13 protein-coding genes are annotated in these 12,254 nt (G+C 58.5%); all 13 read right to left on the reverse strand.

The window, feature by feature from the left end; all coding sequences use genetic code 11:
* Nucleotides 1-6: 6 nt before the first annotated feature.
* A complete protein-coding gene (locus EAO82_RS16015; protein ID WP_231703228.1) occupies nucleotides 7-390 on the reverse strand; it encodes a DUF2802 domain-containing protein in 384 nt (127 codons plus the stop codon).
* Nucleotides 391-419: 29 nt separating this feature from the next.
* Nucleotides 420-899, reverse strand: a complete 480-nt coding sequence (locus tag EAO82_RS16020) for a chemotaxis protein CheW (RefSeq protein WP_096348180.1) — start codon at nucleotides 897-899, stop codon at nucleotides 420-422.
* A gap of 82 nt (nucleotides 900-981) precedes the next feature.
* The gene (locus EAO82_RS16025) at nucleotides 982-1,725 is read right to left on the reverse strand and encodes a CheW domain-containing protein (RefSeq protein WP_096348181.1); all 744 of its coding nucleotides are present in this window, start codon (nucleotides 1,723-1,725) and stop codon (nucleotides 982-984) included.
* An 83-nt stretch (nucleotides 1,726-1,808) separates the two neighbouring features.
* On the reverse strand, nucleotides 1,809-2,603 hold the full coding sequence (locus EAO82_RS16030; protein ID WP_096348182.1) for a ParA family protein: 795 nt from the start codon (nucleotides 2,601-2,603) through the stop codon (nucleotides 1,809-1,811).
* Between the two features lie 92 nt (nucleotides 2,604-2,695).
* Entirely contained in the window at nucleotides 2,696-3,562 is an 867-nt protein-coding gene (gene motD, locus EAO82_RS16035) for a flagellar motor protein MotD (protein ID WP_096348183.1), read from the reverse strand.
* Between the two features lie 14 nt (nucleotides 3,563-3,576).
* On the reverse strand, nucleotides 3,577-4,317 hold the full coding sequence (locus tag EAO82_RS16040; protein WP_096348184.1) for a flagellar motor protein: 741 nt from the start codon (nucleotides 4,315-4,317) through the stop codon (nucleotides 3,577-3,579).
* Nucleotides 4,317-5,423 carry a chemotaxis response regulator protein-glutamate methylesterase gene (locus tag EAO82_RS16045; protein ID WP_096348185.1) on the reverse strand — a complete coding sequence of 369 codons (1,107 nt, stop codon included), beginning with the start codon at nucleotides 5,421-5,423 and terminating at the stop codon, nucleotides 4,317-4,319. The genes EAO82_RS16040 and EAO82_RS16045 overlap by 1 nt, the downstream gene beginning before the upstream one ends.
* Before the next feature lie 98 nt (nucleotides 5,424-5,521).
* Nucleotides 5,522-7,795, reverse strand: coding sequence for a chemotaxis protein CheA (locus tag EAO82_RS16050; protein WP_096348186.1), 2,274 nt, complete (start codon nucleotides 7,793-7,795; stop codon nucleotides 5,522-5,524).
* 26 nt (nucleotides 7,796-7,821) lie between these two features.
* Nucleotides 7,822-8,616: a protein phosphatase CheZ gene (locus EAO82_RS16055; protein ID WP_096348187.1), complete on the reverse strand. Its 795-nt coding sequence runs from the start codon at nucleotides 8,614-8,616 to the stop codon at nucleotides 7,822-7,824.
* A 21-nt stretch (nucleotides 8,617-8,637) separates the two neighbouring features.
* A complete protein-coding gene (locus tag EAO82_RS16060) occupies nucleotides 8,638-9,015 on the reverse strand; it encodes a chemotaxis response regulator CheY (protein WP_174958958.1) in 378 nt (125 codons plus the stop codon).
* A gap of 195 nt (nucleotides 9,016-9,210) precedes the next feature.
* Nucleotides 9,211-9,948 carry an RNA polymerase sigma factor FliA gene (locus EAO82_RS16065; protein WP_174958961.1) on the reverse strand — a complete coding sequence of 246 codons (738 nt, stop codon included), beginning with the start codon at nucleotides 9,946-9,948 and terminating at the stop codon, nucleotides 9,211-9,213.
* Nucleotides 9,945-10,772: a flagellar synthesis regulator FleN gene (gene fleN / locus EAO82_RS16070; protein ID WP_096348190.1), complete on the reverse strand. Its 828-nt coding sequence runs from the start codon at nucleotides 10,770-10,772 to the stop codon at nucleotides 9,945-9,947. The genes EAO82_RS16065 and fleN overlap by 4 nt, the downstream gene beginning before the upstream one ends.
* A 43-nt stretch (nucleotides 10,773-10,815) precedes the next feature.
* Nucleotides 10,816-12,177, reverse strand: a complete 1,362-nt coding sequence (gene flhF / locus EAO82_RS16075) for a flagellar biosynthesis protein FlhF (protein ID WP_096348191.1) — start codon at nucleotides 12,175-12,177, stop codon at nucleotides 10,816-10,818.
* Nucleotides 12,178-12,254: the final 77 nt, after the last annotated feature.

Here is a 12,254-nt window from a genome sequence, read left to right on the forward strand (position 1 = left end):
AACCGCTCAGGGCTTACGCGCGGCGTGTAACTTGGCAACCAGCTCGGCTTCAGCCTTGGACAGCCCGCAAGATTGCGTGAGGTCTTCCACACTGGCGCCCAGACCGACGAGGCGGGCAGCCTGATTGTAAGGCAGGGACTGGGGGTCAGTTTGTTCGATGCGCATCTGTTTGTCTTCGATGCGCTTGAGCTGGTCGCGCAGCGCCACCAGCTCCTCACCCATGCGAATACTGCCTTGCTGATACGTCAGCACTTCGGTTTTAAGCTGCTGAATGCGTTCGAGCTGCTGGCTATCCTGCTGTGTGACCCTGCCGCCCAGGCGCTTGAGCTGCAGATACACAGCGACAAAGGCCGCGAGCAATACCCCGAGGCCCAAACCCAGTAACAACATAAGCCATGCGCCAGACCCGAGCATAGTGATCAGAAGCCCTGCAACTCGGCCCACTCATCCTCGGTCATCATCTTTTCCAGATCAACCAGGATCAGCAGCTCGTTGTTCTTGTTGCACACGCCCTGGATAAATTTGGCCGACTCGTCAGTACCAACGTTAGGCGCAGTTTCGATCTCCGACTGACGCAGGTAAACGACTTCGGCAACGCTGTCGACCAGAATGCCGACCACCTGTTTGTCCGCCTCGATGATCACGATGCGGGTATTGTCGGTGATCGGTGCGGGGGTCAAGCCAAAACGCTGACGTGTGTCGATCACCGTCACCACATTGCCACGCAGGTTGATGATGCCCAACACATAAGAGGGCGCACCTGGGACCGGCGCAATCTCGGTGTGGCGCAATACTTCCTGCACCTGCATGACATTGATGCCATAGGTCTCGTTGTCGAGGCGGAAGGTCACCCATTGCAGGATCGGATCTTCAGCGCCCTGTGCGGTATTGTTTTTCATTCTCTAGCTTCCCGATCTTCATTGATGCCGATCCGGCTCAGAGGCCGGTACCCAGTCACTCATTATCATCAGGCCCTGACGCTCACGCCAGTGCCCGCTCTACTTTTGCGCCCTGCTGAGTCTTTGCACCGGCGGCAATCAAACCTGCCAAGGCCGAGACGTCCACAAGCGCACACATATGTTCAATCACCGTACCCGCCAACCAAGGCCGCTTGCCTTCCTGCGAGCGCCATTTAATCTGCTCGGGCGTCAACTTCACCGACTTGCTCACATCATGCACCGCAAGCCCCCACTCATGCCCTTGCACAGAGATAACGAAGCGCAAATCATCGCGCAGCGCCGGTGTATAGCGTTCCGGCATGACCCAACGCGCGGTGTCCAGCACTTTCAAATTACCCGCAGACGTCGGCATGATGCCGAGAAACCAGTCAGGCTGGCCAAACAGCGGGGTAATTTCGCTGTCCAGCGGATGAATTGTCCCAAGCAAAATCAGCGGCACCGCCAGGGTCAAGCCGCCAACATCGAAAAGCAGCGCCTCGAAAGGTTGCTCACGCCATTGCGGTTGCTCTACCAACGGCAATACGTTCTCTGCCTCAACCTCAACTTCAGCCTCGACCTCTTTCACCGCCACCGCGGTGGTCTCGATAACCGCGCGGCTGATGTCGACCGCGGGCGGCTCAGCATAGGGCACTGCCTCAGCGACAGGCTGCGCCTCCAGCTCTTCAGCGAGGCTCAAATCCTCGATAGCATCCTGCAGCAACGCATCCAGATAACTCTGGATCGTCTGTTGCGGAATAAACTGCTGTACGGGCAAGGGCTTGGTCATAACTCGCTTTTACAGGAAAGTATTGTGTATCGGACTATCAAACAGTATCGGCTGAAAGCCGCCGAGCATTAACGGCAATTGCATCAGGCCACCTGCTCGCGGCGCGGTACAGCCTGCGCCAGCAGATAACGCAACAGTGCACGATAAGCGAGTACGCCGCGCGCTCCAGCATCCACTCTGGATGGCACCAGGCCGGCCAAGCTGGCATCGCGCAGCTTGGTGTCGATGGGCACATAAGCCTGCCACAGGTGATCTGGATAATCACGCCGCAACATCCGCAAGGTACTTAGCGACGCCTGGGTACGCCGATCAAACAAGGTGGGCACTATGGTGTAAGGCAACGCCTGCTTGCGTGAGCGGTTGACCATGTCCAGCGTATGCACCATGCGTTCCAGGCCTTTCATCGCCAGGAATTCGGTCTGTACCGGAATGACCAGTTGCTCGCACGCTGCCAGCGCATTGATCATTGACACCCCTAACAGCGGCGGGCTGTCGATCAGCACAAACTGGTAGTCGTCCCAGAGCTGTGCCAGCGCACGTGACAGCACCAGACCAAAGCCACCCTGCGCGGCAGACTGCCGCTCGAGCGTGGCAAGTGAGGTGCTGGAGGGTAGCAGGCGAATATTCTCGTGGCTGGTGTTTAACAACAGCGCCTGTGCCAGCCCTTCCGGAACCTGGCCCTTGTGCTGAAACAAATTGAATACACTACTGGTCAGGCTGTCTGGATCATGCCCGAAGTAACTGGTCATCGAGCCGTGCGGGTCCAGGTCGACCACCAGCACCTTTTGCCCCTGATCTGCCAGCAGGCCAGCCAAAGCCACTGCCGTCGTGGTTTTACCCACGCCGCCTTTTTGATTGGCCACTGCCCAGACTTTCATAACCTTCCTCCGGGGGTATGCTGCCGACATGTCGGCGCACCCCACCTACGACAACAAAATGACGCTGCACCCACGGGTGCCAATTGAATCCTTTACTGTGCAGGAGCCGTGCCAGACTCACTGCGCGCGGCGCGCATGCCATCCACGCTTCCATCCACGCTTCCATCCACGCTTCCATCCATGCTTGCATCTTCGCCACCACGGAACGCCTCGTGCCGTGTATCCAGGTGACGGGAAATCAACAATACCACCCGACGATTGGCGCGGCGCCCTGCCTCTGTGGTGTTGTCCGCTACCGGGCGGAACTCGCCGTAGCCCACCGCCGCCATTTGCTCCGGATTGACCCCGCCAATGCCCAGCATGCGCACCACACTCGCCGCCCGAGCGGCCGAAAGCTCCCAGTTGGTAGGATAAAGCCGCGAACCTATGGGCACATTATCGGTAAAACCTTCGACGTGAATCGGGTTCTGATAAGGCGCCAAAATGCCGGCGATTTTTTCGATCAGATTAAAGCCGGCATCCAGTGGCAAGGCGTCGCCGCTGGGAAACAGCAGGCTGGAATTAAGCTCAATCTCGATCCATAACTCGTTACCCCGCAGCTCCAGATCACCGGCTGCGATCAGCTCACCAAAAGCCGCCTCCATCGCCGCGGTGATCTCCTGCAACGGATCAGCAGCAGCCGTTTCAGCCGCCGCGGCATCGGTACCAGCTGTGCCCGGCGCGTCGCTGCGGCTCAGTCCACGGGGTATTTCCTCACCAATCTGGATGGGTTCCATCGAGCGCTGCGGCTGATTGAATGCACCTTCCATGGTGTCGGAAAGCACTTTGTACTTGCCTTCATTGACCGACGAGATCGAATACATGACCACGAAGAACGCAAACAGCAGGGTGATGAAGTCCGCATAGGAAACCAGCCAGCGTTCGTGATTCTCGTGTTCTTCGTGTCGACGACGACGCATGCTCTGCCCCCCTGTTAGTCCAGGAAGCCCTCGAGCTTCATTTCGATGGACCGCGGGTTTTCCCCTTCGGCAATGGACAACAGCCCCTCAAGCAGCATTTCCCGATAGCGCGACTGCTGCAACACGACGGCCTTCAGTTTGTTCGCTACCGGCAATAGAAACAGGTTGGCCAGCGCCACACCATAGATGGTGGCGACAAAGGCGACGGCGATACCGGTACCCAGCATCGAAGGGTCAGCCAGGTTGCCCATCACATGAATCAGGCCCATGACCGCGCCGATAATACCGATGGTCGGTGAATAGCCGCCCATGCTCTCATACACCTTGGCGGCCATCAGGTCGTGGTTTTCGCGCGTCAGCAGGTCGACTTCCAGAATACTGCGCAGGGCTTCCGGCTCACTGCCGTCGACCAGCAACTGCAAGCCCTTGCGGGCAAAAAAATCAGCTTCCATCTCGGCAATCTGTTCCAGCCCCAACAGGCCTTCCTTGCGCGCGATGGTGCTCCAGCCGATCACCTGGTTGATACCTTCCTGCAAACGATTGGCCGGCGGAAAGATGATCCAGCGGGCGATCACCAATGCACGTTTGAAGACTTTCAGCGGTGTTTGAATAAATGCTGCACCCAGCGTACCGCCAAACACAATCAGCGCCGCCGGCCCGTTGATCAGCGCAGCAGCGTGCCCGCCTTCAAGGTAATTGCCACCGAGGATAGCGACAAAGGCTAGAATGATGCCGATGATGCTGAGGATATCCATCAGCTCAGCTCTGCCAGATAACGGCCAATATCATCCAGGCTGTAAATACCGTCTGCCAGATTGGCCTTGGCAATCGCCATGGGCATGCCGTAGATCACACAGCTGGCTTCGTCCTGCGCCCAGATGTCGCTGCCGGCGGTCTTCAACATGCGCGCGCCTTCACGGCCATCTGCCCCCATACCGGTGAGGATCACGCCCAGCACCTTGTCCCGAAAAGCTTTGGCCGCGGAACCGAAGGTTACGTCCACGCAGGGTTTGAAATTCAATCGCTCGTCACCGGGCAGGATACGTACGATGCCACGGCCGTCGAGCATCATCTGCTTGCCACCAGGGGCCAGCAGCGCAGTGCCAGGCTTCAACGTATCGCCGTCCTCAGCTTCCTTGACGCGAATCTTGCACAGTTTGTCCAGGCGCTCAGCAAAGGCTTTGGTGAAGGCTGCCGGCATATGCTGAACCAGCAACAGCGGCGCAGGAAAATTCGCCGGGAGTTGCGTCAGCACGCGCTGCAACGCGACCGGCCCGCCCGTGGATGTACCGATGGCGACCAGTTGATAATGTTTTTTACGCGGCGCCGGGCTGTTGCCACGTGAGGCGGCCGGCTTGGGAGCAGCAGGCTCGCTGGGCCGCAACGCCGGCCGGGTAGCGGCCGAACTTGCGGGCGCAGCACTCGGCGCAGGCGGCGCACTGGCCAGTCCCAGCGAGCGTCGGTTAGTGCGCGCCAGGGCGTGCACTCGCTCGCAAAGCAGTTGCCGCACTTTATCCGGGTTACGTGAAATATCTTCGAAGTTCTTCGGCAGATAATCTGCTGCGCCGGCATCCAGCGCATCCAAGCTGACCCGCGCGCCCTCATAGGTGAGCGAGGAGAACATCAGTACCGCCGTCGGGCAGCGCTGCATGATCTCACGCACCGCCGTGATGCCGTCCATGACCGGCATTTCGTAGTCCATGGTGACCACGTCCGGGCGCAGGGCCAAGGTCTGGTCCACGGCTTCGCGACCATTGGAGGCCACTCCGACTACCTGGATCTGCGGATCGCCCGCAAGAATTTCCGTTACCCGGCGGCGAAAGAAACCCGAATCATCGACCACCAGCACCTTGACCGCCATACACTCTCCTGAAACCTGCCGGATCACCCGCCCTGTGGCGGCCCATCCTGATATCCATCCATGCCTGCCGTTCTTTGCCCAGCGCTCGGTGAGCGCTATTACCCCCTGCGGGCGTAGCGCTTGAGCAGGCTGGGTATATCGAGGATCAGTGCAATGCGACCGTCGCCGGTAATGGTAGCGCCGGACATGCCCGCTGTGCCCTGCAACATCCGGCCCAGTGGCTTGATCACCACCTCCTCTTGACCCACCAGTTGATCGACCACAAAGCCTACACGCTGGGTGCCAACCGAGACGATCACCACACTGGCTGCAGAATGATCACTGGTGTCGGCAACGCCGGGCATCAACCAGCGCTTGAGGAAAAACAGCGGCAAGGCTTTTTCGCGCACGATGATTACTTCCTGACCGTCCACCACGTTAGTGCGCGAGAGATCGAGGCTGTAGATTTCGTTGACGCTGACCAGCGGCAAGGCAAAGGCCTGATTGGCGAGCATGACCATCAGCGTCGGCATGATCGCCAAGGTCAGCGGCACCTTGATGACAATACGACTGCCCTGGCCCTTGGTCGACTGAATATTGATCGTGCCGTTGAGCTGGGAAATCTTGGTCTTGACCACGTCCATCCCAACGCCGCGGCCAGATACATCGGAAATTTCGGTTTTGGTGGAGAAGCCCGGCTCCAGAATCAGGTCGAAGCATTCGCTCTCTGAAAGTCTGTCGGCCGCCTCCTTTTCCATCATGCCCTTTTCAACGGCTTTAGCGCGCAGCACGTCGGCATCCATACCGCGACCGTCATCGGTGATGGTCAGCAGAATATGATCGCCCTCCTGCTCCGCAGCAAGGATCACCTTGCCGGTGCGCGGCTTGCCGGCGGCTTCACGCTCGTGGGGCAGTTCAATCCCGTGGTCAACCGAGTTACGCACCAAGTGCACCAGCGGATCGGCCAACGCCTCGACCAGGTTCTTGTCCAGATCGGTTTCTTCACCGACCAGTTCAAGATTGATCTCCTTTTTCAGGCTGCGCGCCAGATCGCGTACAACCCGGGGAAAGCGGCCGAAGACTTTCTTGATTGGCTGCATGCGCGTCTTCATCACTGAAGACTGCAGGTCGGCGGTGACCACATCCAGATTGCCCACGGCCTTGTTCAGCTCTTCATCACCGCTGCTCAGGCCCAACCGCACCAGCCGGTTGCGCACCAGCACCAGCTCGCCGACCATATTCATGATGTCGTCGAGGCGCGCGGTATCTACCCGCACGGTCGTTTCGACGGCGGGATTCTCGCCTCCGGCCTGTTTGTCTTTGGCTAAGTCCGCAGCCGGCGCAGGCGCTTTCGCCGGCTGGGGCGAAGATGCGGGCGCCTTGGCTGCCGGCTTGGCGACTGCCGCAGCCGGTACCGCCGCGGATGTTTTGGCCGCCGGCGCTGCTACCGCGTCGTCCAACTTGCCCGGCGCCTGACCGTTACCATGCAACTGGTCAAGCAAAGCTTCGAACTCATCGTCGGTGATATGCTCTGGCGCATCTGCCTGAGGCGGTGCGGGCGGACTAGCCGCCGCTGGAGCATCGGCTGAAGAAGGAGGTGAAGAAGTGGATGAAGAGACGGCTTCGCTCACTTTGCCCGGCGCGGCGCCCTTGCCATGCAACTCGTCGAGCAACCTCTCGAACTCGTCGTCATCGATTTCATCACCATGGCCGGCAGAGATGGCAGCCGGGGCCTCAGCCTTGGGTGCAGGAGTCACTGCCGCCTGCTGGCCGGTGCCGTGCAACTGGTCCAGCAAGGCTTCAAATTCATCGTCGGTTATTTCATCACCGCTGCCATGGCTAGGCGCTGCCGCCATAACCGGCACAACTTCTTCGACGGCAGTGGCGGCGGGGCCTTTCAAGGCATCGAGCAACTGCTCGAACTCGTCATCGGTGACATCACCCTGAGCTTCGGGAGCGGCTGCGCTGTTAGCGTCAGCGGTTGCCGAGATCACATCTGCGCTGGCGGGCACCGCGAGCGCAGCAAGGGCCTCGAGCAGCGCCGGATCGGCCGGTTGCGGTTGTTCACCTTCGCGAACCTGCGTGAACATCTCATTGACGCTGTCGAGCGCCTGGAGCACCACATCCATCAGCTCCGAATCAACCTGGCGCTCACCCTTGCGCAGAATGTCGAAGACGTTCTCGGCGATATGGCAGCAGCCTACCAGCGCATCAAGCTGCAGAAATCCAGCGCCGCCCTTGACGGTGTGAAAGCCGCGGAAAATCGCATTGAGCAGATTGGTGTCATCAGGACGGTTCTCCAGATCGACCAGCTGTTCAGATAACAGCTCGAGGATTTCTCCGGCTTCCACCAGAAAATCCTGAAGAATTTCCTCATCCGCGTCAAAACTCATGCATCCACTCCCGGGCGTGCTTGTAGTTAGAAGCCCAGACTGGAGAGAAGATCATCGACTTCATCCTGTCCGGATACAACGTCTTCTCTTTTATCGGCATGAATCTGCGGACCTTCACCCCTGGTGGAGACTTTTTTTGCTTCTTGCTCGGATTGGCCATGGTTGATGCCGGCAATCCGATCTACCTGACCGGCCATACGCACCAGATTGACCAGGCTTTCTTCCACGTCATGGACCAGCGTGGTCACACGCTTGATCACCTGACCGGTGAGATCCTGATAGTCCTGGGCAATAAGAATATCGTTGAGATTAGCGCTGACCTGGGCACTGGATTCTTCGGTCTTGGCGAGGAACTCGCCCATACGCCTATACAGTTCGCGAAACTCGCCGGCTTCCATCTCACGCCGTTGCAGACGCTGCCAGTCGGCGCGCAGGGCACTGGCTTCTGCGCCTAGGCTGGAAACGATAGGCGCGCTGGTTTCGACCAGATCCATGGTGCGATTGGCGGCTTTATCGGTCAGTTTGACCACATAATCAAGGCGGTCCGAGGCATCCGAAATCTTGGAGACTTCAACACCGTCAGCCAATGCGTGGGAGGTATCGATCTGGAAGTTGACGATTGAACTGTGCAACGCCCGGGTCAGTTGACCCACTTCGTAATACAGACCGCGATCGCGAGCCTGATTGATTGCATGTATGACCAGTATGGCTTCGCCGTACTGGCCCTTTTCCAGGTAATCGACCAGCTGCCGCGCATTATCTTTGAGGGAATGTTCGAATTCCTGAGCGGTTGCCTGGCCGGGATCCTTACTTAACGCCATAACCTGTACCCCGGATAATTATTATTTTGCCTGAACCCGCTCGAAGATCTTCTCGATCTTTTCTTTCAACGCTTGAGCAGTGAAAGGCTTGACCACATAACCATTGACGCCGGCCTGCGCCGCTTCAATGATCTGGTCGCGCTTGGCTTCAGCCGTCACCATCAGCACCGGCAGATTTTTCAGCCGGTCATCGGCACGCACCGCGCGCAGCAGATCAATGCCACTCATGCCCGGCATGTTCCAGTCGGTCACCAGGAAGTCAAAGCTGCCGCTCTGCAACATCGGCAAGGCCGAGGTTCCATCGTCGGCTTCTGCCGTATTGGTGAAACCCAGGTCGCGCAACAGATTCTTGATAATGCGCCTCATCGTTGAAAAATCATCAACGATGAGAATTTTCATATTCTTGTCCAAGTCGACCTCCGTACAAACCAGGAAGAGTGCACTGTCACACTCCGTTAAGCTACTGGCCAAACAAGCCTTGTAAACTCAATAGCTGCCAGTGTAACCGGAGTGGCCATCCGGTGTTGCTTACACTGACATTCAATACTTATTCTTCCAGTCCAGCCGGGCATTGTCCGGATACCGGGAACAAAATCAATCGTTTCGCCATCCACTGAGCCTGGCGCGCAGTCGCGCGGCACACTGACTATGCAGTTGGCTGACGCGCGACTCGCTGACGCCGAGCACCGCACCGATCTCTTTCAGGTTCAGCTCTTCATCGTAATACAGCGACAATAACAGCCGTTCGCGCTCCGGCAAGCCTTCGATCGCTTCAACCAGCGCAGCGCGAAAGCGTTGATCCTGCAAACCGCCCAAAGGCTCTTCATCGCTGTGCGCATCGGCCCGCGTACCGCTTTCGAGCAGCTCATCGAAACTGAACAGTTTGCTACCGGAGGTATCATTGAGAATGGCGTAATACTCTTCCAGGCTCATCTCCAGCTCTGCGGCGATCTCATGATCCTTGGCATCACGACCCAGGCGCGACTCTACTGCACGCACCGCATCGCTGACCATACGGGTATTACGATGCACAGAACGTGGCGCCCAGTCACCCTTGCGCACCTCATCCAGCATGGCGCCACGAATACGGATACCCGCGTAGGTTTCAAAACTGGCGCCCTTGCCGCTCTCAAATTTGCGCGAGGCCTCGAGCAAGCCAATCATGCCCGCCTGTATAAGATCATCGACCTGAACGCTGGAAGGCAGACGGGCGAGCATGTGATAAGCGATGCGTTTCACCAAGGGGGCATATTGGGAAACCAACTGATCCTGATTGTTAGCGGAACACTGTGCGCGTGTATACATGCTCAATCCACCAGCCGTTTGTGTCATAGGCCTGAGCCCGTCTGCTGCACCAGGCGCTCGACGAAAAATTCAAGATGCCCACGTGGGTTGGCCGGCAGGGGCCAAGCATCTACTTTTTGCGCGATGCCTCGAATGGCGATGGAGGCTTTGCTGCGCGGAAATACTTCATAGATTGCACGCTGCTTCTGCACGGCTTTGCGCACGTTCTCATCATAGGGCACTGCTCCCACATACTGCAGAGCAACATCAAGAAAGCGGTCCGTCACTTTGGTCAGCTTAGCAAAAACGGCCCGGCCTTCCTGTGGCGTATGTACCATATTGGCCAATACGCGGAAGCGGGTCATGCCGTGATCGCGGTTGAGTAGCTTGATCAGCGCGTAGGCGTCAGTAATCGAAGTGGGTTCATCGCACACTACCACCAGCACTTCCTGGGCGGCGCGCACGAAGCTGACGACCGAGTCGCCAATGCCGGCGGCGGTATCAACGATCAGCACGTCGATGTTGTCGCCAATATCGCTGAAGGCCTGAATCAGCCCGGCGTGCTGCTGGGGGTTGAGGTTGACCATGGTCGCGGCGCCGGATGCCGCTGGCACTATGCGCATGCCGCCCGGGCCATTCAGAAGCACATCACGCAATTCGCAGGTGCCCTCCAGCACGTCAGCCAAGGTGGCTTTAGGCTTGAGACCCAGCAATACATCGACGTTGGCCAAGCCAAGGTCGGCATCAAGCAGCACCACACGGCGCCCCATGTCGGCCAGGGCGATGCCCAGGTTGACCGACACGTTGGTTTTGCCGATACCACCTTTGCCGCCGGTGACCGCGATAACCTGAACCGGATGTTTGCTGCCCATCTGCGTGGCTTACCTTGTTATCAATAAAACTGTTGAACGTCTGTTAACCAGCACGCTGATTGTGCAGTATACCGGCAAACACATCAGCCATCGCCTGATCGGGCGGGCTTTCGTTGCCGGCCAGGCTTACCGCCCGGCTAACCAGTTGGTGGCCAACTGCACGGCTTATATCATCCGGAATGCGCTGGCCATCTGCCAGATAGGCTACCGGTAAACCCTGCTGCATAGCCAGACCCAATACTTCACCAAGAGTAGCCGACTCGTCCACCTTGGTGATCACACAACCATCCAGGCCACACACCTTATAGGTGTGATACGCGGCCTTGAGCACCTGATATTGACTGGTGGCAGCCAACACCAGCAACTTGCTGACATTGGTACCCAAGGCGGCCAATTGGCTCAGTTGACCCTGAAGATGCGGATCCTGCGCTTGCAGGCCTGCGGTATCCAGCAACACCAGGCGTTTGCCGGAAAATTCCTTGAGCACGTCGGCCAAACCATTCTGCTCGTCTACTACCCGCACTGGCACGTTCAGAATACGGCCCAGGGTGCGCAACTGCTCATGGGCGCCGATGCGGTAGGTATCCATGGTCACCAGGGCCACGTGCTGGCTGCCGTGCTTGAGCACATACCGCGCAGCCAGTTTGCCCAGCGTGGTGGTTTTGCCAGAGCCGGTCGGACCGACCAGCGCAATCACACCGCCCTCTTCAATCAATTCATCACGGATAACCGGAATGCTGTGCGACAGGTGAGCCAGCAACATACGCCAGGCCTGGCGGGTGTTGGGCTCATCGGCGACCAGACGCAACAGCTTCTGGCTCAGCTCGGCGGGCAGACCCAGTTGGGTCAGGCGGCGCCATAGGCTGGCTTGACGCGGCTGCTGTTGATTGATCTGACCCCAGGCCATATTGCCCAGCTGCGCTTCGAGCATCTCGCGCAGCCCGGCGATTTCCGCGCGCATCGCGCTCAAGCCCGAACCGGACTCAGCTTCCGGTTCAGCAACCCGCGGCGCTGGTTCCGGTTTGATCCTGGCCGCGGCCGGTTGCGCCATCTCGTTATTGAGGCGATCAAGAAAATCCTGCGCTTCCGGCGATCCGCCCTGCGCCGCCTGACGCAAGGTTTCGCCAAACAACTGGCGGTTGACGCTGGGGCCTGAGCTGGCGCGCTCCCCCGCTTCAAGCTGAGCCCGAGCGGTGACGATACGCTCTTGGGTTTTTTTCAATTCCTGGCTCAAGCCGGGCGTGGGGGGAGTCAGCCGTGGCGCTTCGTAATCCACTGCGGCAGTCAGTTCCACACCACCAACGACGCGGCGATTGGCGATGATGGAGGCATCGGCACCGAGCTCGTCGCGTACCAGCTTCATCGCCTGGCGCATGTCTGCGGCAAAGAAACGTTTTACTTTCATGGCTGACTCACCCTCTACATTCGTTTAACTGACTCGGCGGCTTTAGCGCTGCGTGTCCAATTCTGAGGCTTTCAGCT

The organism is Halopseudomonas pelagia (assembly GCF_009497895.1).
In the GTDB taxonomy this organism is placed as follows: domain Bacteria; phylum Pseudomonadota; class Gammaproteobacteria; order Pseudomonadales; family Pseudomonadaceae; genus Halopseudomonas; species Halopseudomonas pelagia_A.

Coding starts and splice junctions, on each gene's coding strand:
- EAO82_RS16015 (WP_231703228.1), bottom strand. CDS start 390: ATGTTGTTACTGGGTTTGGGCCTCGGGGTATTGCTCGCGGCCTTTGTC.
- EAO82_RS16025 (WP_096348181.1), bottom strand. CDS start 1,725: ATGACCAAGCCCTTGCCCGTACAGCAGTTTATTCCGCAACAGACGATC.
- motD (WP_096348183.1), bottom strand. CDS start 3,562: ATGCGTCGTCGTCGACACGAAGAACACGAGAATCACGAACGCTGGCTG.
- EAO82_RS16055 (WP_096348187.1), bottom strand. CDS start 8,616: ATGGCGTTAAGTAAGGATCCCGGCCAGGCAACCGCTCAGGAATTCGAA.
- EAO82_RS16065 (WP_174958961.1), bottom strand. CDS start 9,948: ATGACACAAACGGCTGGTGGATTGAGCATGTATACACGCGCACAGTGT.
- fleN (WP_096348190.1), bottom strand. CDS start 10,772: ATGGGCAGCAAACATCCGGTTCAGGTTATCGCGGTCACCGGCGGCAAA.
- EAO82_RS16045 (WP_096348185.1), bottom strand. CDS start 5,423: ATGGCGGTCAAGGTGCTGGTGGTCGATGATTCGGGTTTCTTTCGCCGC.
- EAO82_RS16020 (WP_096348180.1), bottom strand. CDS start 899: ATGAAAAACAATACCGCACAGGGCGCTGAAGATCCGATCCTGCAATGG.
- EAO82_RS16040 (WP_096348184.1), bottom strand. CDS start 4,317: ATGGATATCCTCAGCATCATCGGCATCATTCTAGCCTTTGTCGCTATC.
- EAO82_RS16030 (WP_096348182.1), bottom strand. CDS start 2,603: ATGAAAGTCTGGGCAGTGGCCAATCAAAAAGGCGGCGTGGGTAAAACC.
- EAO82_RS16060 (WP_174958958.1), bottom strand. CDS start 9,015: ATGAAAATTCTCATCGTTGATGATTTTTCAACGATGAGGCGCATTATC.
- flhF (WP_096348191.1), bottom strand. CDS start 12,177: ATGAAAGTAAAACGTTTCTTTGCCGCAGACATGCGCCAGGCGATGAAG.
- EAO82_RS16050 (WP_096348186.1), bottom strand. CDS start 7,795: ATGAGTTTTGACGCGGATGAGGAAATTCTTCAGGATTTTCTGGTGGAA.